Genomic DNA, 23,847 nt, shown 5'->3' with positions numbered 1-23,847 from the left:
TCCCTTATCTTAAATTCAATGAACTTGTATTAGTTAAGAAAGACTGATTTGTTATCATTTCTTTCCATAACAGAAACTGTTTCTCTAGTTCATCCTTAATCTGCAGTTCAATTGTATTCATTTCATCAAGTTTCTCAACAATTGGTAATAACATATCTTTATTATTTGTCATTGCCATTTTAATAGCACGGTACTGTACATTTGTAAATCCTTGTACAATGTCTTCCACTCGATCACACCAATAATCAAATTCTTGCTCCGAATATTGTAAAGTTTCACGGAAGTATGCAAAGGCATGTTCATAGCTATATTTACGTATTGCCAATACGGGTATTTGCTTTACTGCCGTTACGAGCCCGGAAAGTGAATACCCATCCTCTTCATTTACCATTTTTATTATTAATTTTTTTAATTCCATTGTTAGTTCATTATCATCTTTTTTGAATGTTTCCATGAAATAACTTTCTACCATCTCTTGTGTTGGCTCCTGAATTCCTTCTATATCAATGAAATAGCCTCCACCAAATGGGTTGTCTTTAACAGAATGGAGCACTTTTTCTCTTTCCATATTCCCTTCCCAGCGAAAATCAGGATCAAGCATGAACCATTCCTCTTCTTTCTCTGTCTTCGATATCATTAAGTAATGCGGAAACGGTTTTTGATGAAACTTATTTTCTCTCTCAGGCAATAAAGACATATCAACCATTACAATTACGTAACGATTTTCCGGCTTATTTTCTACTAATTCTAAAAATTTTTCTACATTGCTACTTTTATCTTTTGAATGATCGTACCATTCGTTCACTTTAATGCCATACAATTTTTCATACCAAAGTAAGTAGTTATCATGATTAATGTTTTCGGAATGATAAGAAATAATCCCGCCTTCTGTTATATCAAAATCTCCATCCCATAATCCGAAATAAAATGGACGGAAATCTATATCGCTACGCCTTTTTATAATTTCACAAAAACAACTCACTAAACAGTGAACTTTAATTGAAGTCATACTCTCATCCACTTTCCTAAAAGGTTAGTTATTCACATTTATTTCGTGTAACGGCTGTAACTCTTCCATAAAGTCAAGCAAAGATCCTACAGTAAGAAACGCCTTTGGGTCTATCTCATCCTCTGGAACGCATAGCTTTAAATCCATTTCTATGTATACTATAAGCTGTAACATCATTACCGAATCTATATATAAATCTTGATTTAAACGCATCGTTTCTTCTAAATGCGTTACATTGTTCAGTTCCATTTTTTCTCTCATAATACTTAAAACTGCTTCTTTTAACATTTCACGACTCATGTTGTTATCTCTCCCATCTCTAATAACTTCCGACTTACTTTCCCTGTTTTATTTTTCGGAATCTCTGTTACATTTTCAATTTCATGTGGCACTTTATAAGACGGTAAATGCTGTATGCACCATTCTCGTATTTGTACTGGTTCAATACGAGCGACTACTTTCGCTTTTACTATTTCTCCCATCACAGGATGCTTGCCCCGGTATACAATCGCCTCCTGAATACCTTCTAATCGAAGTATCGTTTCTTCCACTTCTATAGGAAATACCTTTAGACCGGACACATTAATAACATCATCTATTCGCCCCATGAAATGAAGGCCTTGCTCAGATCTATAACCTAAATCTTTTGTATAAATCTCCTTTTCAGCAATTTTCACTACGATTTCTTCAGGTTCATCTTCATTTGAACCTATGTTAATACTTACATGAGGAAGTGGTTTTCCTAAATCCAAATGTGTTTCCATAGCATGACATATACTAATGCAACCAGCTTCAGAACAGCCGTACTGCTGCATCATGTATTTCGTCATGCCCTTTAACTTATAAAATAGCGTTTCTGGCAAAGGTGATCCTGATGTCATAATTTTATGAAACTGAAAAGTCCCTTGTGGAAAACTCCCCATAATATGTAACATAAGTGGTACTGCGTATATGATATGTTTTTCGGTATTACGAACTATATTTAATGCGAATTTAGGGTTTTTATTTGTAATGATTATAGGCTTACTACCTCTCGTAATTGCTGATAACGTGCCACAAATTAATCCGTATGAATGTGAAACTGGAGCCATTACAATTGGCACTTCGTCTTCTTCACATTTTAAAGCTTCATTGTAAGCAGCAATTTCTGTTTCAATTTCCGTCCATGCTCTACGAATCAGTTTTGGCTCTCCTGTTGTACCTGAACTATACTGCAATAAAGACGGTTCTTCTTGTAATAGATTTGGAACTTCTAATTTTGTAAAGTCGTTACTTTCTCCGTATAAAAGTGCAGTACACTTTGCGCGCTTTGCCATTTCAATAGCTGTATCCTTTGGCGTATCTTCATGAATAAGTAGTACAGATGCTCTTTTTTCTTTTAGGAAAAACACAAGCGTAATAATATCGAATGGATTTTTCAGACAAAGTGCAAATCTATTTCCTTCTGCTTCTTGAAATTGTTCCACTCCCTCGTAACCTTGTAATCTCAATTCAAAATCATATTTGCTAAATTCTTGTTTATTAACGATTAGCATGATTTCCCCCTGTAACAACTGATTTTTGTATTGTAAGTTGCTTTGCTCTATACAATGGATTTGGAACTTCATGAACAAGCGATTCCACATCCATATATAAACGACGCTTCGTTAATTGCTCTGCATGAAATGTAGGTGCATATAATTGTAATGCTTCAAAACGTTCTTTCAAATGCGAAAATCTTTCAAAATGATCTTCTATTTCTTCAACAAGAATGATCCAAAATTGTTCCTCTTTCAACTGATACTCATCTGCCAGCACGAAAGCCAGTTCACCTAGATTGAATAGGAAAAGCGCATCTAAAACCATTTCTTGTAAACATTCAATACGGTCCATTTCAAAGAAATCATTCATTTGACCATTCGCATATGTTTTATGCATTTTAGTAAAGTCTGGACATTTTTCGAGTTCTTTCAAAAATGGACGATAAAACTCCAGTCCTTCATGAAAATCTTTTAGTGCAATACGGACTGGTATTCCCTCTTCATGAACTAAAATCATGTTTTGTCCATGTGATTCTAATGCGACTCCATGCTCTACAACGAGGTGTACAACTGGGATAATTGCTTTTTGAATAAGCAATTGTAACCAGCTTTCTACTCCATATCTCTTTAACCACAAATCAATAGTTGGTGTCCCATCTTTTCCCTTGGCATATAAACCGTTAAATGGGATTGCCTCTTCTTTCTTATCTAAATATTTGTGAACGCTTTCACGCCAAATACATCCTAATGAGCCATACGTAGCTTTTTTATTCGTATCGTACGTAACACTCGAAAATTCATTTAACAAAATTAAACGCGATTCATCCCTTAAATAAGGGTCATGATTTACTATATCTTTTAACCAATTCGATATAGCAGGTGCACTCACAACCGAATGTGGTTTTAATGTACGGATAGTTGAAGTATTGAGTAAATTCATTGATAACTTTACATATGGTTTCTCTCGATTCGTAACATTTCTTAATGTCCGCATCGACTGCTGCGCGCAATAATCATCTTCTGATTTCCCTAAATAAATAATATATTTACCCTGTATATGGTCAGTATAATTCGGAATAATAAAGTTCTCCCACTGCCAAGGATGAACAGGTATAAACATGTACTTCTTCGAATCACAGTCCATTGTTCGAATACGATCCATATACTCTTCGATTTTCTTTTCACCAATTTCTTCTTTAAAGGTACAGTTATAACTCTCTTCACTTTCATATCCTACAGTCGTATATTTCTCATGAACTGCAATCCATATAATTTTCATTGGTTGCATAAATTCAAATCCATATTGAAAATTATCACGATATTGAAACCCAATGCGTGCTTTATAACTAGGATGATACGGGTGTCCATCTATTAAATGACTTTCAAGCTCATCATAAGATTTCGCAAGATAGTCTTCTTCACAACTTCTCTCATATTGTGCAATCGTATCTTTAAAGATTGTTTGTTCTAATTCTTGAATAAAAGAATCCAATTTTGTTCGATCCACTTGAACAATCCGAAAAATCTCCTGTAAAAATTGTGAAACTGATTGTATTTCTTCTTCCTCATCTTGAACTCTCATTATTAATGAGTCATGTAAACAAATACGCCCAAATGTCATACGTTCTTGCCCATAGCATTGGTACATTACATTTTGATCCTTTTCATCAAGACCTTGTATAATAAAAAGTATTTGCTCTCCCTTTTGTATACGAATCGGCGTAATGATTTCTTCATAAATTAACGATTCTACTAATTGCCGGAATACTCTTCTTCTTACTGAAATGTACTCTTTTGATTGGAGTGCCTTCAATATTTTTATGTGATAAACTTCTTCTTTCATAAATCCCTCCGCTATAATACGGAATATCAAATTCCATTATTTGTATTACGTGAAATTTTAGCACTACTTATGAACGAACAGCCACTTCTCTAACGAGTGGATTATCTACTTGTACATAAATTGCTTGCTCTAAAGGATTTGTCAGTTCATCAACATCGAAAAATCTCGTTAGCAAATTTGCTTTACATGCCAATTTATTTTCTTCCAACAATTCACTTAAAAATGTAGAAGGTTCGCGGTTATATGGAAGGAACGCTTCAAGTACAGACCTTAATTCTGAAAGAAGAATTTCCTCCTTTATTAATCCTGCTGTACCAAAACCGTTAATTAGTCCAAACATATGATTAAAAATTAAATAGTAACGAAATCTTTCATCTACAATGTAATCGTCATATAAATTCCCAGTACGTTCGCCAATACCCGCTAGTTCATTATCTAGCACTGACTTCATTGAATTGCAGAAATAAAAACCTTGATTATCACGGAAGTAAAACTTAACTGGATAACCATCTTTCAATTGAACAACACTATTTTGTTGATGCGCTTCTAATGCAACGCCATAACGTAAATACATCCATACCATCGGCTTTAAAGAGATATTCATATATCGTCTAAACCACTCTAAACTTACTTCTTCACAGCTTCTACCTTCTAAATCCGCTAAGTGATGAATAATATTCGATAAACGAGTACGTTCTCCCGGTATAGCATCTTGAACTAGTCCTGCAATTAAAGTAACGTCATTTGCATGTTCACTATAAAAAGGATTCTCTCGAATAATCACTTCAAATCCAGACTCTTTTGCTCCATAATTTAAGGTAATAAAGGCTGGATCACAAATAAAATCAAAACCTGGATACTTTTCTAGTACTTCACCAATTGACGTATTTAACATTTCCTTCCCTTCAAGGCCACTCTCAAGTTCCTTCAACTTATTAATGCGCATTGAATTTGTTACTTTCACCGGAAATGAAAACTTAAGCATATATTTCGAATGAGGATGATATAGCGTTCTAAGTGATGATGTCGCCATATAACACTTACCTACTGGACCGATATATTCAAGTACACCTTGATTCATCCAATTTTGCACATAAGATTGATGTAAGAGCCATTCTGCTTGTAGCGGATGGATTGGAATTAATGAATATTCATCTTCTTGACAGTACTCTTCAATAAATTCTTGACCTACCTTTTCATCGTTCTTTAATTCCTTTTTTATCATCGCCGTTGTAGAATCTTGTAACAATGACTTTTCACTTACTATACTTTTATGTGCCCGAAAATAGTGAAGTTGGCACTCCCCTTTTAATTCAGGAGAATACATGGAACTTTTCCAATCCAATATACCTTGTCTACTCTTTGGTGTAGGATGAGTTAAATGTCCAAATAATAAAGATTGCTCCGCCTCAATAAAAGTTGTATGGAAACCATATAATGCAGATGTATCTTCTGCTCTCTTCTTTGTAAATTCCTCAATATTTTGACAACTACGAATAACTCGAAGCATAAGTTCAGCAGGGTTAGTTCCTTCTCCATAGTTGATAGACATCTCTTTTATTAAAAATGTAATAACTGTAACGTAATCTGCTTTTATAACAGTTTTAGTTTCTCCGATTTGATAATAAAACTGTTCTCCAAACAAATGGCGATCTGTTGATGATTTATATATAACTTCTCCATACAAAGTAACCTTCTGTGCCGATAGCCGACAACATAAATATGTGGGGACTATATTTCTATTCAACGTATTACTGAAGATACTTTCTATTCTTTCATCCTCTGTAATCCATTCTCCACTCCCTGTTTCTCTTAAATAACAGTTTAAAAAGCTTTGTATTGTTGCATGTTCTGCGATTTGTTTCGCATGCTGCATACTGCTCCTCCTCTTTTAGACGAACACTATCATTTTTTTGTGAAACTTCTGACAGTTGAATTTTATTATCAACTATGATTTTAATTGATAATGATAATCATTTCAAGATATATTTCAGAATTTTTTTATCTAGCTAAACTTTTCACCTTTTCAAAATATTTAATCCGTCAACAAAAAAATACACCAATATAATAATTGATGTATTTTTTCATTTTCGTAAATTAAGTTTACATAATAACATTATCGTTTTCTAGATTGATAGTGATTTGTATAAACAATCCATATCTCGCCAAGCATATGCTATTTCTTCTACATTTAGTCTTTCTAAAAGTCTCGTGTCAATTTTTTCAGGATTATATTTTTCATAAAACTTTTTAGAAGGGTTATTAGCAACAACCCAAACTAACAGAGATTGCATATTATCTTTTTTACATTCCGATAGCAATGCTTGAAATAATCTTTGTCCTATCTTCATTCCTTGATATTTTTGTAAAATGTATATTGCATATAATTCCCCATCACAATTATATGTACCTGTTCTTTCAACTCCCCCATCGATAAATCCGATAATTTCCCCAGTTAACGTCTCTGCTACAAATCTATATTGTAGATTGTCTTCTTTTTGAAAAATGTTTTCCCATTGCTTTTTTCTTTGTTCAAATGTTAAATTTTCTAAAATTTCGTTAGCGAATATCCCAGTATACGTCGTTTTCCAGCTTTCCACATGCACTTTCGCAATTGCCGAAATATCAGCTTTCATTGCCTTTCTAATATGTATCTCCACCATACTCATCCCCCTTAGAAAATAATTATAGCAAAATGTTTTGTGTGCATTAAAAAAAGAGTGAATTTTCATCACTCTTTTTATCTACTTTCAACTTCTACTGAAACAACATGATCGATTTCTTTTAAAGAACTATATAATTCAGTTGTATATAAATCTTCTGGAGCTAAAATGACCATTTCCAATTGCTGAGATGCCCCATTATCAATATCTTTAATTTTCACTCGTTTTACTTGCATATTTAAATTTTTAATTTGCTTAAAGATCCCGTCTAACTCTCGATGTTTGTTTACGGTAATTTTTATGGATAAGTCCTTTTGTCTTAATGAATAAGGGCCTGCAATTTTCACAATTTGCGGAAGTACGTTAATCGCTAATATAATTAAAATCATAGCAACCGTCGCTTGTATATAAAACCCTGCACCAATCGCAATACCTAGTGCTGACGCGGCCCATACCATAGAAGCCGTCGTTAATCCTGAAATAACGTCATTATTTCTTCGTAAAATTACCCCTGCTCCAAGAAAACCGATCCCACTAACAATTTGAGCGGCGAGACGCATTGGGTCCATGTTTGTATGACCCGGTACAGAATAAACATTCACTGATTCAATTGAAACCATTGTAATTAAACAACTCGCTACGGAAATAACCATACTTGTTTTCACACCAAGCGGTTTATTCTTTAGCTGCCTATCTATTCCGATGAATAATCCTAAAAAGAGTGCTAAACCTAATTTAAATAAAAATTCATATGACATACTTCATTCTCCTTACTTTACAATGTTTCCCTTGGAACAATCCACTATAACTCTTTTATGATATCAATTCCAGTCTTTTCTATTCATTTAAAGTAAAAAACCGAAAAAACATTTTTGACAATGTTTCCCCGGCTTTTTATTATAATTAAGATCTTTCTTTATTTTTGTTCTTTAATTTTAATTTGTGCATCTTTATAAAATGCTAATTTATTATCATTATACTCTTTTGTATGTTTATTAAATTGTTCTTTCGCCTTTTGCGCTTCCACATTTAACTCATTAACAGTTTTAACTTTTTCACCAATTTCTTTTAACTTCGTTTCTTTTACTTTTAATTTTTCATACAGTTCTTTTTCAGTCGCTAACGCCTTCGTGTAATTCTCATTCATCTTTTGGAAGGCATCATAACGATTTTTATACGATTCTTCTACTGTTTTTGCTTGTTTTTGTAATTTCTTATCTTCGAGTTTTTCAATATTATTTTGAACGGATGTCGTTTCTTTCTGCGCTTTTTCTAACTGTTCCTTCTCGTTTTTCAATACTTTTTCACGCTCGTCTACATTTGCAGTAGCTTGCTCTATTTTCTTTGAAACTGCTTCATTATGCTCTTTACCTTCTTGTAAAATTTGAGAATAAAGTTCTTGTCCTTGCTTTTCTAACTTCTCTAATTTTTTTGTGTCATCTGCTAAAGATTTTTCCTGTGTAGATGCTGCTTCAAAAGCCGTAAATAAATTTTCTTCTGGCTTTTCACCGAAACAACCTGATAATAATCCTACTGATAATGCTCCAACTACTGCTACTTTTCCATATTTCAACTTCAATTCCTCCATTACATACGGTTATCATGCCAGAGGTTCACGGGGAAGTGATTCTCTTCATGATATGCTTCAAACTCATAACCCTTTTCTTTTAGACCCTTTAATATTGCTGGCACAGCTGCGACTGATTGCGGATGAATATCATGCATTAAAATGACTTCTTGAGGATTTGTTGCACCAGCTAATACATTTTGAGCGATTTGTGCTGCCGCTGCATCGACTGGTACTTTGTTGTATTTCCAGTCTAAAGAATCAATTGTCCAGTCCCATACTTTAAGACCACCCTCTACTACTTTGTTTCGAAGGTCTTCATTTAAACCAGGCTTCGACCCGTATGGTGGACGTGTTAATTGAGGTGATTTTCCAATAATATTTGCGATTAAGCTTTGATCTTCTTTCATTTCATTAACATATTCACCATTTTTATATAACTTCGCAAAATTGTGTGTCATACTATGCATTCCAACATAATGACCCTCTGCATTTTGACGTTTTACTAAATCAGGAAACGCTTTTACATTCGCTCCGATTAAAAAGAATGTCGCCTTCGCATCATGCTGTTTTAACATATTTAATAATTCAGCCGTATATTTTCCTGGCCCATCATCAAATGTAAGATAAGCAACTTTTCTTTCCATTCCGTTAAAACGACTTGGCGCCGTTTTATTCATTTCAACTTTCGATTGTTCACTTGCAAGCTGCACTATATTTTCTTGCTTAGCAACAGCTTTTGCTGGTGAAGTAATAGATTGAAACATGAAATACCCAATAGCTACTATTGCAATCGCTACTGAAACAACTGCAACTCGTTTAATTTTAAAAGCCTTTTCCATTCTATCGAATTCCTCTCCCTATTAATCTTATATATAAATCACCCAATATAATTATACATCTATTTATTTTATTACACTATATAAACAATCTAAAATATGAATTATAATGGGAGTTTTATCAAAATTGTTGTTCCTGCCTCAACAAACTCTTTATTCTTTTCATACCAATTCTTGATTGCACTATGTACAACTTTCAAGAAGATTTGTTTTAACCTGTTTGATCTTCATCTTCTATCAATTCAATTCGCTTTCAACTTGCAATGAGATGAATTTATTTTCTCTATTTTAGGAGTTAATTACCAAATTCTTTCCTCTAGTATATCGTACAATTGCACCTTTTGTTTATATAAATTAAAATGATTTAACTGTAGACGTGAAAAAACTAGTAGCCCTTCTACTAAAAATAAATGAAGCAATCCATTTCCATAAAAAAAGATTGGCTGAGGCCAACCTTTTTTTATACTTATTCATTTCGAGTTGGTTTTGGTGTAACACCTAAATGCTCATTTAACTTAGTCGAAATATCTTTCACATTTTTTTCGTTTGGAATGTAATAATAAATACCACCAATACGTTTATCCGTTCCTTCTATTTGCATCTTTTCCATTTGCAAATCTGATCCTGCCATATTTTTCGTAATAGCAAGCATATCATCAAACGTTAAGTTTGTTTTCATATTTTTATCAACTGCATCAAGTAAAGAGCCCATTTTACTAATTGATTGAACAGACATTGCTTTTTTCGCAATTGCTTCAATTACAAGTTGTTGCCTTTGACCACGCATTGCGTCACTGTCAATTTTACGCGTTCTAGCAAGTGCAAGGGCTTGTTCACCATTTAAATGTTGGTAACCTTTTTCTAAATGGATCATACCTGCTTGGTCTTTACTATCTTGTTCTGTGAAAGTAACAGGTACATCAATATCAATACCACCAATTGAATCTACAATTTGTACAAATGACTCAAAGTTAAACTTCACATAATAATCAACTGGTACATTTAAAAATCTTTCCACTGTATCTCTTGTACTTTCAACACCACCAAATACGTGTGCGTGTGTAATTTTATCTAATTTCTTTCTAGATGGAATATAAACACGTGAATCACGAGGAATACTTACTAATTTAACGGATTTATCATCTTTATTAATTGTCGCTAATAAAAGTGCATCTGTTCGAACCGCTTCACCATATTGGCTTTTTCTCATTTCGCTTCCATCGACACCCATGATTAAAATCGAAATATTATCCTTTAAAGGTTCCACTTCTTTGTCCCTTTTTGATGACTTATCAATTTGTGCATATGCATCACTTACAACAGCTTTTGCTTTGTTATATATAAACGATCCATATCCTACTCCTCCAAAAACAAGTAGGAAAAATGGAATTAAAATGAACCATTTTATTGATTTTCTTTTAGAACGTTTTTTATTGCTTCTCGTATTTTGTTCTAATTCAGAGCTCATGTTCATTCTCCTCTCTTTCTCTTTTCCTAGTATAATGTATGTCTAGTAATCTTCATATTGAATTTCCTTTCAATCACCTTACATTTTTGTAAGGTTACATCATGAATCCAATATGTATTCCATTTCACATTATACTCTCGTGCTTATTTTTGGCAAGTCACTATTTATCAACTTCAAAAATTTAACACTTCAAAACATTCAAATTTACAGATTTATCATTCTGTTATTTGCAGGTAGTAAGACTTTCACCTCATAATTTAGCAGGAATAAAAGAGTCAAGTTTTGGCCGTGAAATTTTGATTGGTGATGACTAATAATCAGTGAGGGATAAACCCCCCACTGATTAAAATTTCACTTTATTATTTCTCATTTGGTGTGTATATCATTTGCTTCCCATTATTATAAATTAAAGCTGATTTTGCTTTTATTTTCGTTTTTTCTATTTCCACATCATCATTAGAGAAATTCACAATAATTTTAATATCTTTTCCATATGAAGCAGATTGGACTAATTTATCTTCTGACAAATATGCAAAGTTCGTCATTTCTTCTTTTACTGCCTTTTCATGAACTTCATTCCAAACTTTCAGATGCTGCGTAATTTCTTGTTTATGCTTATTCCACTCTACTTCATCTAAATGGTACAACGGAGGCACATTATACAATAACTCATATAACATTCGGTTTCCTACCTCATCTTTTACTTTCAAACTTCCCCATTCCCAGTGGTGCGTTGTAATAACCGAATCATTGTATACTAGTTTATATAATGGTACCGAATATACTGGATTTAAATATACTTGTTTATATTCTTCTTTTAACGGTACTTGTTTTGCATATTTTTCTGGAACATTTTGATTCGGTGACCAATATCCGCCCACATAATACGGACTTGTTTTATTTTTCCTCATATCTTCATCGTCCCATTTAATAACAGGCGTTTCAATGCCGTGAGCAAATGCAATCGTGCTACTTGCAAAGTCATTTCCGCCTTCTGAGCCAACTACCATACCTTTTTCTTGCGCAATATAATCCATTCGTTGCAACCTTGCTTTTAAATCTTGTTCTTGTGTCGTTAAATGTTTGGCCGAATAATCATCATAAATTTCACCTGTTGCATCACAATCAATAAACCATGAATTATATTTAGGTCCATTTTGTAATATCTCGTTCATTCGCTCTTTTACACTAGGAAGAGATAAAGTTGGATTTAACTTTCGCCCTCTACCTAAAAATCCTTGCACTTTTTCTCCATTTTTCTTCGTCACAGTTGCCTCTTCATATAGCGATGGATCCTGAAAAGAAGCTGTATTCCAATTTTTATCAGCTTTTTCGTGAATAGAATGATAAGAATCATACGGACCAACTAAATATCCTATTTTCTTAGCTTCTGTCACGAAATTAGGCTGCATATACCCTTGTTCCCAATTCGGTAGCCCAATCCATGCATTGTCTATTCCTGCCGCTTTCATTTCCTTTATAATATCCGTTCCATCTGCCTTACCCCATTTACTTACTTCTTCAACTGCATCACCGAGTACTGACTTTAATAAATGTTTATTTAAGCTATACAGCTCTGTCTTCGATAAGTGATCTACACCTTTCTTTAATAACACACTAGCTTCCTGATTAACTTTCGGGAAAATATCCTCTTTATACAATTCCTTCATAGATAATACTTCGTTTGTATAGCGTAAAATAACATTTTTTTGGTACTTATCAATGAAATCTTGTTTACTTACTTGCTCAAACACACTCAGTTCTCCAGGCTCCGAACTATTCTTTTGAATAAGCCCTTTTATATGACTAAACACCGGGCTATTTATTTGCTCTCTTAGCTTCGGCCAATTCACGTTACTTTCTGATAAACCATTTTGATTCCAAAAGTAAAAATGAGCTGCCCCGTAAAGTTTTTCGATTTCTTTATTTTTTCTTGCCTTTTCTTGTAATGTTTTAAATTCACCTTTTCGAGCAATATTATCCTTATACAGTTTAGCGATACTTACTGCATCATTATTTGTCACATATAATTGAAATCCATATGTTTTATTTTTATTTATACTCGGGAATTCATGTGTAAAATCAAACCCTATTTTCGGATCTGAATGAAATTTCAATTCATTATTAAACATATTGTTCGCAATATATACGATCGAATATTTAGAACCATTTAATGCAAAAAACTTCATAGAAAATGATTCAGCAAATGAATATGCATCATCCTTTAAAAACTTCTTCCAATTCTCATCATTACTCGGAATTTGCTTACCTTCCCATAACGGAAGTGTATAATTTTCAGCTTGCACTTTTGGCCATGTAAAACTTTCTGCACCAGTCGATTCCACTTCAATATTTAAGTGGTCTTTTTTCTTTTCTAAATTTACTTTTACTTTTTGATCCGGATATTCCCATGATGTATGATCCTTGTTTTTTTTCAAATTCGATACCTTCATTTTTGGTAACGGTTGTGATGCCTGTTCTTTTACACCATCATGTTCTACAGTTAACGTAAAAGTCTCAGGATTTACATCGTAAGTAAAATCTTTATACGTCGCTTTCTTTATTTTAGACTCTTGTAAAGCATCATTACCTTTTACATCACACCCGACTAAAGTCGAAAGTGACAATGTTGTAAGAAGACATATCGCTATCATTTTTTTCATCTTCTGCACCTCCACCAATGAATATACAGGAGGTTTGTTACAGGAATATGGCAAAAAAATAATAGAGCTAGCATTATGCTAGCTCTATTATGAGCAAAAAAAATTTACGTATTACTATAATCTGTTTAAAGAAAATATGTAATACAGTGGAACTTTAATCCTTGTTTTTTTATTCTCACTAATAATTAGATCAAGCAAATCTAAATTCCATCAAGCTTTCCTTAACTGAAAAAGTAACTATATATAATATATCCTAAAACTAGCACTAAAATTAATATCCCTGTACCTTTCCAATTCATACCACCTGTCATATCAGCGGGGCTACCTGATTCCGCCCTGTTGAGTCCATCATTCAAAGAACCGGTAGGATTATTTTTCAATTCACTTTGTCTCATGCGTTCTCTTTTTTCTTCTGGTGACTCTTTTGAACTCATATAATCACCTCTAAAATTAATGTTCATTCCGAAAAATCCCCTTTAAAATAGATTCTCCATAACGTAAAGAAAGCTAGCGATGCTAGCTTTTTTTATAATCCAATATGTTCTTCCTTATTTACAGTAATCCCTTTATGATCAATTTCAAGCTCACATACTTTCATAGCTGCAAATACTCTCGCTAATTGGTCAGCTATTTCTTTACGCTTCTCGTACGGAGTTAAAATAAAAATGGATGGTCCCGCACCACTAAGCGCTGTGCCATATGCTCCGAATTCTTTTGCACATTTACGAATTGATGGTAATAACGGTACAAGTTCTAAACGATATGGCTCGTGGAAATGATCTCGTTCCATCATTTCACCTACAACTTCCCACTTCTTTTGACATAATGCAGCTACTAATACGTTACTTATCGCACTAGCCTTAACCGCTTCATGAAACGGAAACACCTCTGGTAATACAGATCGACTTTCCTCCGTATTTAGCTCTTCATTTGGAATAAGAGAAATTACGCCTAATTCCTTACTTTCAATCCTTACAACCGAAACATTCTTTCCATCCAGCGCTCCGATTACAGTTCCACCTAAAATAGAAGCAGCAACATTATCTGGATGTCCTTCAAAATTTGTAGCAATTTGAACTTTCTGATCAGTTGTTAAGTTCAAATTTCCAAGCTGATTCGCAAGCTCTATTCCTGCTACAATTGCTGATGCACTACTTCCTAGACCTCTTGTCAGCGGAATATTACTAGTAACTTCTATTATATAGGGTGATAAAGAAGGAAACACTTTACATGCCGTGCTAACAATTAAATTTTTATCGTCTGTTGGAATTGAATCTTCAAAGGAATGGATTACTTGCCATTTATCTGCTTCCGCCTTTACCACCACATCTAAATATAATGACAATGCTATTCCTACTGAATCAAATCCAGGTCCGACATTCGCTGTACTAGCAGGGACACGTACTCTCAATGGTATCACGACATAATCACCCCTTTAATATGATCTTTAATTTGCTCTATATCATTTGACACACTTGCAATATCAAATTTATTAGAAGAAATTGCGATATCAGGATCTTTCAAACCGTTTCCAGTTAAAACTGCAACAACAGTTTCTCCCTTTTTGATTTTTCCAGATTGCACATGTTTAATGACGCCCGCTAATGAAGCATTCGATCCTGGCTCTGCAAAAACTCCTTCAGTTTTTGCTAACAATCTATACGCATGTAATATTTCTTCATCTGACACCATATCTATTTCACCATGAGACTGCTCGGCAGCCTCTACTGCATACGACCAACTCGCTGGGTTACCAATACGAATCGCTGTTGCAATCGTTTCAGGTTCTTCAATTACATGCCCTTTTACAATTGCAGCTGCTCCTTCGGCTTCAAAGCCGTGAATTCTTGGTTTTTTATAACCCTTTTCTTTTTCATATTCACAGAATCCTTTCCAGTATGCTGTTATGTTCCCTGCGTTCCCAACCGGAATAGCTAGAACATCTGGTGCATTTTCCAACTGGTCGCAAATTTCAAATGCTGCTGTTTTTTGTCCTTCAATTCGGTAAGGATTTACTGAGTTTACTAATGTAATCGGCTCTTCTGCAGCAATATTTCTTACAGCCTTAAGTGCATCATCGAAATTCCCTTCTATTGAAATGATCTCCGCTCCATAAGCAACTGCTTGCGCTAATTTCCCATGCGCAATCTTTCCTTCTGGTATTACGATAATACATTTCATTCCGAGGCGTGCCGCGTATGCGGCAGCTGATGCTGATGTATTACCTGTAGATGCACAAATGATAGCCTCTGAACCTTCTTCTTTCGCCTTTGCAACTGCCATTACCATACCACGGTCTTTAAAAGAACCTGTTGGATTCGCTCCTTCATATTTTCCGTATAACTGAATCCCTAATTGTTTTGATATATTTAATAATGGAATAAGGGGTGTATTCCCTTCCATTAAGCTGACATCAGGTGTGTTTTCATTCACCGGTAAATAAGAAGCGTACTGTTTTAATAGTCCTTTATACATATTGTTTTTCCTCCTCAATAATGTAGTAACTGTTTATTTCACTTGCGACATCTTCTATCGCTCCTAAAACTTGCTCGAATTGATATTTTGAAGTTTGATGCGTCACAACAACGACTTCTGCAAGCTCACGATTTAAAGGTAATTGAATAACTTCTTTTAAACTTACAGAATAATTAACGAAACATTCCGTTACTTTTCGTAACATCCCTGGCTCATCTCGTAATGAAATACGTAAGAAATATTTCGAAACTACTTCTTCATCTCCTTGTAATTCGTAAGGCTCTGGTTCTTTTAACGCACTTTTATTTTTCGGAACTTGATTCATATTTTTAACGATTGAAATAATGTCACTTACTACAGCAGAACCAGTTGGTAACTTCCCAGCTCCAGGTCCGTAAAACATCACTTCTCCTACTGCTTGACCGTGAACATACACCGCATTAAATTCATTATTCACATTCGATAGCGGATGATGACGTGGTAATAAAGTCGGTTCTACACTTAAGTGAATGGATGATCCTTGTTTTTCAGCTTTACCAATTAATTTCATTGTAAATCCTAATTTTTCGGCCATCTCTAAATCTTCTTTTTCAACCTTTCGAATACCTCTAACTTGAACATCATCTAAAGAAACATTCATCGAAAAACCTAAGTTTGCAAGAATTGCTACCTTTCTCGCAGCGTCTAGTCCATCTACATCCGCTGTCGGATCTGATTCTGCAAACCCTAATTTTTGCGCTTCCTGTAAAGCCTCTTCATACGACCATCCATTTTGACTCATCTTTGTTAACATATAATTTGTTGTTCCATTTACGATTCCCATTATTTTTTCAATTTGATCTGAAGCTAGCCCGTCTGATAATCCTCTTAATATTGGAATCCCACCGGCTACACTCGCTTCGTAACATAGGTCACATTCATTTTTATTTGCCAGTTGCAGAAGCTCCGCACCATATACGGCCATTAAATCTTTATTTGCTGTTACAACATGTTTTTTATTTTGTAAAGCCGTAACAATATGCTGTTTCGCTTCTTCAATTCCGCCCATTACCTCTACTACAATATCAATATTTGAATCATTTAGAACTTCATCGACATTACTTGTTACTACGATTCCATCAATGCAAACATCACGTTCCTTTTCCAAATCACGTACAACGACTGTCTTTACCTTTACTTCATATCCTGTATCAAGAGTGATTTTTCGATAATGTTCTTTCAAAATATGGACAACACCACTTCCGACAGTACCTAATCCTAATACACCAACATTAATAACGTTATTCATTTTCTAATCTCCTCCTAAATAGTTTAATTGTTACACCTATGAATCACCTTACTCTGCTTTTTAATCATGCAGGTGGTGGTTATTTCCGTACGTACTAATCGTTTCATGTTACCGCACCTCCTTTCAAAGTAATAAAGTGAAACTTTAATCAGTGGGGATTTTGTCCATTCCTCACTGATTATTAGTTGAACCAACTGGGCTTTTACGGACAGTTGATCTCCCGTCTTACTCCCTCGCATCCGCCAAATTTTGAGATGGGAATCTTACTGACCGTTAATGCGGGATAAAAAAACACACTCATCCCTAGGAAAGGGACGAATGTGTTTTCGTGGTTCCACCCTTGTTCCAACCTAGACTTACTTTCTTCTAGATTGCTCAAGTTCAGATAACGGCTGATACCGTCAATAATTACTAGATTGCTCGTTCACTATTGAAGTTCAAAGGTGGTAAGATCATTTCTCGTGTTAGGAAGCTCACAGCCTTGGCCTCCCTCTCTGTAAACCGTAAAAATGTTCTCATGTCCTTATCGTTACTTTTTCGCTCATGTTTATTTGTTAACTCATTATACTCGCATAAAAAACAAAATCAATAATATTTTTTAATTATTTAAAATTTTCAATCTTAAAAACTATAAAAAAAACACACTCATCCCTAGGAAAGGGACGAATGTGTTTTCGTGGTTCCACCCTTGTTCCAACCTAGACTTACTTTTTTCTAGATTGCTCAAGTTCAGATAACGGCTGATACCGTCAATAATTACTAGATTACTCGTTCACTATTGAAGTTCAAAGGTGGTAAAATCATTTTTCGTGTTAGGAAGCTCACAGCCTTGTCTTCCCTCTCTGTAAACCGTAAAAATCATCTCATGTCCTTATCGTTACTTTTTCGTTCATGTCTATTTGTTAACTTATTATAGTTATCAACTTTTCAAAAAGCAAGCCTATTTTTCTTCACAATTTTTAAGAATATGAATAATTATATTTTAAAATAACAAATCATCTAATACAGATTTATTCTCTTGCACATATATTCATCACATACAAATTAACAATATTCATAGTTAAAGTCTCACTCTAAAACGTTTAGAGTTTCATACTTCAACACTATATTTAAAAAATAATTTTTAATACAATCTTTCCCTATAACTTTCTTCTAAAGAACGTCTAACTTCCTCTTCTGAAGCATTCACTTTCGCATGCTCCATTAACATTTTCGGTGCTGATGGTAGCTCTGTTTTATTTAACCATGACTCTGGATCCCACATTTTTGAACGAATAAAAGCTTTTGCACAATGAATATAGCATTCTTCTATTTCAACAACAATTCCAAGTAACGGATTACGTCCATTCGCCTGCATTTCTTTCAAAATTTCTTCATCGTTTGTAATATATGCTTTACCGTTTATTCGGAGTGTTTCCCCAAGACCCGGAATAAAAAAGATTAACCCTACGTGTGGATTTGAAATAATATTTAAAATAGAGTCTATACGACGATTTCCCGGTCTTTCTGGAATAACAATTTTATTTTCATTTAAAACATATACAAATCCAGGTGCGTCTCCCCTCGGCGAAGCGTCACACTCTCCGAATTTATTTGCAGTAGATAATACTAGAAAAGGAGATTTAGACAGAAAATCTACACAATGATGATCAAGTGATGAAATAACTTTTTTCAAAGCCCGTTCACTTGGTTGCCCCAATATTTGTCGTAATTCTTCCTCAGTTGAAATTATTGATTTTATTTCCTTATTCTCTATCTTCACTAATAATCACTCCTTTTTCTTTATTTTCCCAAAATTCAATACAAATATTGTATAATAAAATTTGCAGAAAGGGGAATTAAAATGACAGAGTGGTTAACAATATTTGATCCTGAAAGAAATACACTTGGAAAGAAATTACGTGATGACGTGCATCGTGACGGTGATTGGCACGAAACATTTCATTGCTGGTTTGTAGAAAAAGATGCTGAGGATATGTTCTTATATTTCCAATTACGCTCTAAAAATAAAAAAGAAGCTCCGAATATATGGGATATTACATCGGCTGGACATATTATGCATGATGAAGAAGTAGAAATTGGCGGTCTTCGTGAAATTGAAGAAGAATTAGGACTTTCCTTTCAAACTACTGATCTAACATACAAAGGAATCTATAAAATAGATTATGAAATTTCAAATCTTACTGATCGTGAATTTTGTCATATGTATTTTCACAATGTAATAAAGCCACTTCCATTTGCACCAGGTGAAGAAGTAGACGATGTGATGAAAGTACATGCAACTTCTTTTCTACAACTATTAAGAAGAGAGATTTCATCTTTAACGACTAATTCTGTTTTAAACAGTAATCCGATAACGATAACATTTGAAGATATTTATCCTTATGCTCTTGAATACTATGAATTTGTTATAGTGCAAGGACAAGAATTGCTAAACAAAAATAGTTTATAAAAAAATAGGACTCCCAGCTTACTTTATTCGGGAGTCTTATTTTTTTATTGCTCAAGTATCTTTAATTTTTTCTCTACTCGTATAAATAATCGTATAATTAACAACAGCATAACAATCATAATCGCTATCATTGTATGTGGATATCTAAACAGTATACTAATAACACTTCCAATTAACATCATAATGAATCCATTTTGTTTCATCACTTCTGCACTATACTTGTTACCTGCATCCCATAATTCCTTATTTTTCATAGACCGTTTCGTACGGTAACCATATGCTGCGTTAATATCCGTCGGTGGATTTTTTTGAAGAATAAGTGCCGCAAGTATAAATATAATACCAATCAATATGCTCATTCCTATGTTTACTAGTGCATCTATCAATTATATCCCCCCTAACTTACACCTTCATTATACTATACAACTCTTAAAAACCCAATTATTAACATTTTTATTTTCTCTCTTTAGATGTCTGGAACATACTTGGAAGTGTTACAAAACGTGCCCCTTTCGTTTTTAACTGCGGAATGATTTTGTCTAGTGCATCGACAGATCCTTGCAAATGTCCACCTGGAGTCGAATGTTGAAGTATGACACTTCCTGGAAATGAATTCCCTAGCACATTATTTGTAATCGTATCAGCACTTACCCCTTTCCAATCAACTGTATCAACACTCCACTGTACAATCATAAAATTTTGCTCTGTCGCCCACTTCAATTGATTTTCAAGTATTTCACCGTATGGTGGACGTATAAACTTCGGTGCATAACCAGCTAAATGATTTAATATTTCTTCCGTTTTTATAATTTGATTACGGTACTCAGCCTCATTTACTTTCGCTAAATTCGGATGATTATACGTATGATTACCAATTACATGCCCTTCATTCGCGATACGCTTTACTACATTCGGAAACTTTTCTGCATTTTCACCAAGCAAGAAAAAAGTAGCTTTTACATTATATTGTTTTAACTTATCTAAAATTTTTGGCGTAAATACTAAATCTGGTCCATCATCAAATGTAAGAGCTACTTCCGCTTTATTGTATGGTCCTGAAAATGCATACGCATATTTTTCAACCCATGAAAAAGGTGTCCATGACCCCCGATTCTCTTCCTTCACTTTGACTTGATCATTTTGCGGAACATTTAATACATACGGCACTGCGTCTATATAGTTTCCATAATAAAATGAATGATATGGCATATAAGCATACGAAACATTTCGTTCTAGTCCCCAATGAAATGGAACGAACATTTCTGGTGCGTAAAAATAATACATGATAAAAACCTCCCTAAAATTTCATATGTGATTCATCTGTACTTTGTTAGAGAAATTCTTATTCATGAACAAAAATAAGACTGTCCGTAATTAGGACAGTCTTACTGCTTTATACAATTAATAAAGTGAAACTTTAATCAGTGGGGGTTTTACTGCCCGTTTACGCGGGATAAATCGATGTACTATCTTTCGGCAAAACTTTCACATGTTTTAAATAGCTTGTCACTTTGTCATCATCATCTTGCGGGTATTGATATCCATATGTGTTAGCAATTTCGTTCGCAACTTCCCTAAACAGATCTCCCATTACAAAAAATGACTGCCATATATTTTCATATTCTGCATTTGAAAATGTCTTTCTAAATTGCTCCCACGTATCCTTTTCAACATATTGCTCGAAATGCTTACCAAACTTTCCGGTATTCACTGTAAAATTTGTTTTCATACCAATATGCCATTCTAGCATTACGATTAACATATCACGCATTGGGCCTTCAAGCATTCCTTTCGCATAAGAAAGTTCCTCGCGCCACAATCCTTTTCCTACATTTGTACTGCACCACCAAAATTCATTACAGCAATCCAAAAACTCTTTTTCTGTAGGATTTTTTATAACGTAATCTTTATCACTTGCTGGCGGAAATTCTCCAATACATTTGTCTTTATCCAGTAGTAATTTACTTAAACTATCCTGTCCAATAAATTTATTTATTAAATCAACTGGAACTAGCATTAAATCAATTCGATTCCCATCCATGAACTGCATTAAATACGGAAATTTCTCGTCTTTATCAGCTGGAAGTAACGACATTTCTTCCGGCATTTGCACAATCATTATTTCTCCAAATCTATTAATCCAACTATGATTACACGTAAAAGATTGTATATCTTTTACAACATAAATAATATCATAGTCTTGAAAACAATCTTTTTTCACATTTGGATTCACACGTGACCCATTCATGATGACAGCTCGAATTCTTTCATCCTCTTTTGCTGTATTTATAATTAAGTCTAACATTTCTTTTTCAGTTCTCATCTTCTTATAGCCTCCAAGTTTTTAATATATAATATAAAGCTATGTAAATTGGAGGTCCACGAGCTAAATTCGTTGTACAAGATACACGTTATAATTTTTGAAACTTCTTTTTCATCCCTTTTTCCTCCTTACATTACTCTGTTACGACTGCCATTACAAACCCATCGTACCCTTTACTTCCTACAGTTTGAAGCGCAGTAGCACTTACACGCGGCTCAGCAGCTATTAGCTCATAGAAATGGCGTATCCCTTGTACACGAGGATCGCTACTAGTATTATCAATAACTTCACCTTCACGTACTACGTTATCCCCAATAATTACAGTACCAGGGCGTGATAGTTTCAGTGCCCATTCAAAATAAGCAGGGTTATTTTGTTTATCCGCATCTATGAAAATAAAATCAAATGGTTCATACTTCTCATTTTCTATTTGTTTTAAAGAATCTAACGCTAATCCTAATCGTATTTCAATTTTATCATTCAAATTGGCACGCTCAATATTGCTCCGTGCAATTTCAGCATGCTTTTCACTTGCTTCTAATGTAACAATTCGCCCTCCAGATGGCAATGCTCTTGCAAGCCATATTGTACTATATCCGCCTAGAGTGCCAATCTCTAAAATGTTACGCGCTCCTTGAATTTGTACTAATAGTTGTAAAAACTTCCCTTGAGTTGGCGATACATCATGTGCCGGTAAATTAGCTGAAGCATTTGCTTGAAGAACTTCTTCTAATGTAGAGTCTTTCGGTATTAATACATCACTCATATATTGATCAACAGCCGTCCATTTCTCAATCGTACTCATGGAAATACCATCCCCTTCAAGTTTTTCATGCTTTTCTACCATTCACTTCACATTATACCGACAATTCTGCTTTACATACAAAAAAATAAAAAAGGGACACCCATTCCATTACAGAATAGATGTCCCTTCTTTGTTTATAAATTTACCCCTTACGGATTAGTAGACCAAAGTCCTGCTGATTTAATAAATGTACGTTTATTTAATTTCAGCTGCGCTACGATAAACTCTGCAATATCTTCCGCTTGCATTACTTTATCAGGGTTTCCATCAGTTAATCCTAAGTCTACAGCCATGTCAGTTGCTACTGTACTTGGTGTTAAAGCTGTTACACGGATATTATGTTTACGAACTTCCATCGCTAACGATTCTGTTAAACCAAGAACACCAAATTTAGAAGCACTATATGCACTTGTTACAGGTGCACCTTTTTGTCCTGCTGTAGATGAAATATTAATAATATCACCAGATTGTTGTTCAATCATACTTGGTAAAGCTGCACGAGTTGCATAGTATACACCCATTAAGTTTACTTGAATGATTTTTTCCCAATCAGCAACGTCTAATTCTAAAAACTTACCGAATTTAGAAATACCAGCGTTATTAATTAAAATATCGATAGATCCTAAACCATTTTTTAATGTTTCAATTGCAGTCGTTACTTCTTCATATGAAGATACGTCAGCAGTCGCAATAACAGCTTTTACACCTTCTGCTTCCACTTCTTTCGCTACAGCTTTTAAGTTTTCTTCTGAACGAGCTAAAAGACCTACATTTACGCCTTCTTTCGCTAACGCAATCGCTACAGCACGACCAATCCCTCTACCTGCTCCTGTAATTAAAGCATTTTTTCCTTGTAATAATTCTGCCAAGTATAACACTCCTTAATCATCTCAGTTGTTTATTATATTAAAAGTGTATCTATGTTTATGCAA

At 34.2% G+C, this 23,847-nt stretch carries 22 protein-coding genes, 1 pseudogene and 2 other annotated features; of the genes and pseudogenes, 1 reads left to right on the top strand and 22 read right to left on the bottom strand.

The window, feature by feature from the left end:
• Window positions 1–4: 4 nt before the first annotated feature.
• The 17 genes and pseudogenes from MKY90_RS09865 to MKY90_RS09790 all read right to left on the bottom strand — a co-directional run bounded on the left by MKY90_RS09865 (window position 5) and on the right by MKY90_RS09790 (window position 19,097).
• Window positions 5–1,009, bottom strand: a complete 1,005-nt coding sequence (locus tag MKY90_RS09865; protein WP_063217767.1) for a DUF6005 family protein — start codon at window positions 1,007–1,009, stop codon at window positions 5–7.
• A gap of 24 nt (window positions 1,010–1,033) precedes the next feature.
• Window positions 1,034–1,309: a petrobactin biosynthesis protein AsbD gene (asbD, locus tag MKY90_RS09860; RefSeq protein ID WP_063217768.1), complete on the bottom strand. Its 276-nt coding sequence runs from the start codon at window positions 1,307–1,309 to the stop codon at window positions 1,034–1,036.
• Window positions 1,306–2,544, bottom strand: a complete 1,239-nt coding sequence (locus tag MKY90_RS09855) for an AMP-binding protein (RefSeq protein ID WP_063217769.1) — start codon at window positions 2,542–2,544, stop codon at window positions 1,306–1,308. The genes asbD and MKY90_RS09855 overlap by 4 nt, the downstream gene beginning before the upstream one ends.
• Window positions 2,531–4,372, bottom strand: a complete 1,842-nt coding sequence (locus MKY90_RS09850; RefSeq protein WP_215552499.1) for an IucA/IucC family protein — start codon at window positions 4,370–4,372, stop codon at window positions 2,531–2,533. Before MKY90_RS09850 ends, MKY90_RS09855 begins: the two co-directional genes overlap by 14 nt.
• Window positions 4,373–4,439: 67 nt before the next feature.
• Window positions 4,440–6,248: an IucA/IucC family protein gene (locus tag MKY90_RS09845; protein ID WP_078184741.1), complete on the bottom strand. Its 1,809-nt coding sequence runs from the start codon at window positions 6,246–6,248 to the stop codon at window positions 4,440–4,442.
• A 250-nt stretch (window positions 6,249–6,498) separates the two neighbouring features.
• Complete coding sequence (locus MKY90_RS09840; RefSeq protein WP_215552500.1) at window positions 6,499–7,035, bottom strand: GNAT family N-acetyltransferase; 537 nt, start codon at window positions 7,033–7,035, stop codon at window positions 6,499–6,501.
• Window positions 7,036–7,112: 77 nt separating this feature from the next.
• Window positions 7,113–7,793 (bottom strand): MgtC/SapB family protein, encoded by a 681-nt coding sequence (locus tag MKY90_RS09835; RefSeq protein ID WP_002012374.1) that lies wholly within the window; start codon window positions 7,791–7,793, stop codon window positions 7,113–7,115.
• Between the two features lie 158 nt (window positions 7,794–7,951).
• On the bottom strand, window positions 7,952–8,608 hold the full coding sequence (locus MKY90_RS09830) for a YkyA family protein (RefSeq protein WP_002086134.1): 657 nt from the start codon (window positions 8,606–8,608) through the stop codon (window positions 7,952–7,954).
• 14 nt (window positions 8,609–8,622) lie between these two features.
• Entirely contained in the window at window positions 8,623–9,444 is an 822-nt protein-coding gene (locus MKY90_RS09825; protein WP_201051895.1) for a peptidoglycan-N-acetylglucosamine deacetylase, read from the bottom strand.
• Window positions 9,445–9,578: 134 nt separating this feature from the next.
• Window positions 9,579–9,845, bottom strand: a pseudogene (locus tag MKY90_RS30395) (sensor histidine kinase); the annotation flags it as partial.
• A 62-nt stretch (window positions 9,846–9,907) separates the two neighbouring features.
• Window positions 9,908–10,909, bottom strand: a complete 1,002-nt coding sequence (locus MKY90_RS09820) for an LCP family protein (protein WP_098168058.1) — start codon at window positions 10,907–10,909, stop codon at window positions 9,908–9,910.
• Between the two features lie 359 nt (window positions 10,910–11,268).
• On the bottom strand, window positions 11,269–13,572 hold the full coding sequence (locus MKY90_RS09815) for a glycoside hydrolase (protein WP_341091215.1): 2,304 nt from the start codon (window positions 13,570–13,572) through the stop codon (window positions 11,269–11,271).
• Between the two features lie 221 nt (window positions 13,573–13,793).
• On the bottom strand, window positions 13,794–14,006 hold the full coding sequence (locus tag MKY90_RS09810) for a DUF6366 family protein (RefSeq protein WP_002031378.1): 213 nt from the start codon (window positions 14,004–14,006) through the stop codon (window positions 13,794–13,796).
• A gap of 92 nt (window positions 14,007–14,098) precedes the next feature.
• On the bottom strand, window positions 14,099–14,992 hold the full coding sequence (thrB, locus tag MKY90_RS09805; protein WP_078204805.1) for a homoserine kinase: 894 nt from the start codon (window positions 14,990–14,992) through the stop codon (window positions 14,099–14,101).
• Window positions 14,989–16,047, bottom strand: coding sequence for a threonine synthase (thrC, locus tag MKY90_RS09800; RefSeq protein WP_000276430.1), 1,059 nt, complete (start codon window positions 16,045–16,047; stop codon window positions 14,989–14,991). The genes thrB and thrC overlap by 4 nt, the downstream gene beginning before the upstream one ends.
• On the bottom strand, window positions 16,040–17,335 hold the full coding sequence (locus MKY90_RS09795; protein ID WP_078184736.1) for a homoserine dehydrogenase: 1,296 nt from the start codon (window positions 17,333–17,335) through the stop codon (window positions 16,040–16,042). The genes thrC and MKY90_RS09795 overlap by 8 nt, the downstream gene beginning before the upstream one ends.
• Before the next feature lie 307 nt (window positions 17,336–17,642).
• Window positions 17,643–17,874: a binding site (T-box leader), on the bottom strand.
• 116 nt (window positions 17,875–17,990) lie between these two features.
• Window positions 17,991–18,222, bottom strand: a binding site (T-box leader).
• Window positions 18,223–18,458: 236 nt separating this feature from the next.
• On the bottom strand, window positions 18,459–19,097 hold the full coding sequence (locus MKY90_RS09790) for a pyridoxamine 5'-phosphate oxidase family protein (RefSeq protein ID WP_341091213.1): 639 nt from the start codon (window positions 19,095–19,097) through the stop codon (window positions 18,459–18,461).
• 81 nt (window positions 19,098–19,178) lie between these two features.
• Between MKY90_RS09790 and MKY90_RS09785 the strand changes: the two genes are divergently transcribed.
• Window positions 19,179–19,787 (top strand): NUDIX hydrolase, encoded by a 609-nt coding sequence (locus MKY90_RS09785; RefSeq protein WP_078184734.1) that lies wholly within the window; start codon window positions 19,179–19,181, stop codon window positions 19,785–19,787.
• A 44-nt stretch (window positions 19,788–19,831) separates the two neighbouring features.
• Here MKY90_RS09785 and MKY90_RS09780 read toward each other — a convergent pair whose 3' ends face one another.
• The 5 genes from MKY90_RS09780 to MKY90_RS09760 form a co-directional block, all read right to left on the bottom strand.
• Window positions 19,832–20,170 (bottom strand): SdpI family protein, encoded by a 339-nt coding sequence (locus MKY90_RS09780; protein ID WP_002012358.1) that lies wholly within the window; start codon window positions 20,168–20,170, stop codon window positions 19,832–19,834.
• 70 nt (window positions 20,171–20,240) lie between these two features.
• On the bottom strand, window positions 20,241–21,071 hold the full coding sequence (locus MKY90_RS09775; RefSeq protein WP_002031366.1) for a peptidoglycan-N-acetylglucosamine deacetylase: 831 nt from the start codon (window positions 21,069–21,071) through the stop codon (window positions 20,241–20,243).
• A gap of 160 nt (window positions 21,072–21,231) precedes the next feature.
• Window positions 21,232–22,110 carry an aminoglycoside 6-adenylyltransferase gene (locus tag MKY90_RS09770; RefSeq protein ID WP_063217775.1) on the bottom strand — a complete coding sequence of 293 codons (879 nt, stop codon included), beginning with the start codon at window positions 22,108–22,110 and terminating at the stop codon, window positions 21,232–21,234.
• A 133-nt stretch (window positions 22,111–22,243) separates the two neighbouring features.
• The gene (locus MKY90_RS09765; protein WP_016103188.1) at window positions 22,244–22,915 is read right to left on the bottom strand and encodes an O-methyltransferase; all 672 of its coding nucleotides are present in this window, start codon (window positions 22,913–22,915) and stop codon (window positions 22,244–22,246) included.
• A 149-nt stretch (window positions 22,916–23,064) separates the two neighbouring features.
• Window positions 23,065–23,784 (bottom strand): 3-ketoacyl-ACP reductase, encoded by a 720-nt coding sequence (locus MKY90_RS09760; RefSeq protein WP_000818985.1) that lies wholly within the window; start codon window positions 23,782–23,784, stop codon window positions 23,065–23,067.
• Between the last annotated feature and the right edge of the window lie 63 nt (window positions 23,785–23,847).

The sequence above is a fragment of the Bacillus sp. FSL P2-0099 genome (genome assembly GCF_038007445.1).
Classification (GTDB): Bacteria; Bacillota; Bacilli; order Bacillales; family Bacillaceae_G; genus Bacillus_A; species Bacillus_A mycoides.
The sequence above is the reverse complement of the archived record's forward strand: the minus strand, read 5'-3'. Positions and strand labels throughout refer to the sequence as shown.

Bases quoted from the DNA above. Each gene is read 5' to 3' on its own strand.
- MKY90_RS09865 (WP_063217767.1), bottom strand. From the start codon at position 1,009: ATGACTTCAATTAAAGTTCACTGTTTAGTGAGTTGTTTTTGTGAAATT.
- asbD (WP_063217768.1), bottom strand. From the start codon at position 1,309: ATGAGTCGTGAAATGTTAAAAGAAGCAGTTTTAAGTATTATGAGAGAA.
- MKY90_RS09855 (WP_063217769.1), bottom strand. From the start codon at position 2,544: ATGCTAATCGTTAATAAACAAGAATTTAGCAAATATGATTTTGAATTG.
- MKY90_RS09850 (WP_215552499.1), bottom strand. From the start codon at position 4,372: ATGAAAGAAGAAGTTTATCACATAAAAATATTGAAGGCACTCCAATCA.
- MKY90_RS09845 (WP_078184741.1), bottom strand. From the start codon at position 6,248: ATGCAGCATGCGAAACAAATCGCAGAACATGCAACAATACAAAGCTTT.
- MKY90_RS09840 (WP_215552500.1), bottom strand. From the start codon at position 7,035: ATGGTGGAGATACATATTAGAAAGGCAATGAAAGCTGATATTTCGGCA.
- MKY90_RS09835 (WP_002012374.1), bottom strand. From the start codon at position 7,793: ATGTCATATGAATTTTTATTTAAATTAGGTTTAGCACTCTTTTTAGGA.
- MKY90_RS09825 (WP_201051895.1), bottom strand. From the start codon at position 9,444: ATGGAAAAGGCTTTTAAAATTAAACGAGTTGCAGTTGTTTCAGTAGCG.
- MKY90_RS09820 (WP_098168058.1), bottom strand. From the start codon at position 10,909: ATGAGCTCTGAATTAGAACAAAATACGAGAAGCAATAAAAAACGTTCT.
- MKY90_RS09815 (WP_341091215.1), bottom strand. From the start codon at position 13,572: ATGAAAAAAATGATAGCGATATGTCTTCTTACAACATTGTCACTTTCG.
- MKY90_RS09810 (WP_002031378.1), bottom strand. From the start codon at position 14,006: ATGAGTTCAAAAGAGTCACCAGAAGAAAAAAGAGAACGCATGAGACAA.
- thrC (WP_000276430.1), bottom strand. From the start codon at position 16,047: ATGTATAAAGGACTATTAAAACAGTACGCTTCTTATTTACCGGTGAAT.
- MKY90_RS09795 (WP_078184736.1), bottom strand. From the start codon at position 17,335: ATGAATAACGTTATTAATGTTGGTGTATTAGGATTAGGTACTGTCGGA.
- MKY90_RS09785 (WP_078184734.1), top strand. From the start codon at position 19,179: ATGACAGAGTGGTTAACAATATTTGATCCTGAAAGAAATACACTTGGA.
- MKY90_RS09775 (WP_002031366.1), bottom strand. From the start codon at position 21,071: ATGTATTATTTTTACGCACCAGAAATGTTCGTTCCATTTCATTGGGGA.
- MKY90_RS09770 (WP_063217775.1), bottom strand. From the start codon at position 22,110: ATGAGAACTGAAAAAGAAATGTTAGACTTAATTATAAATACAGCAAAA.
- MKY90_RS09765 (WP_016103188.1), bottom strand. From the start codon at position 22,915: ATGAGTACGATTGAGAAATGGACGGCTGTTGATCAATATATGAGTGAT.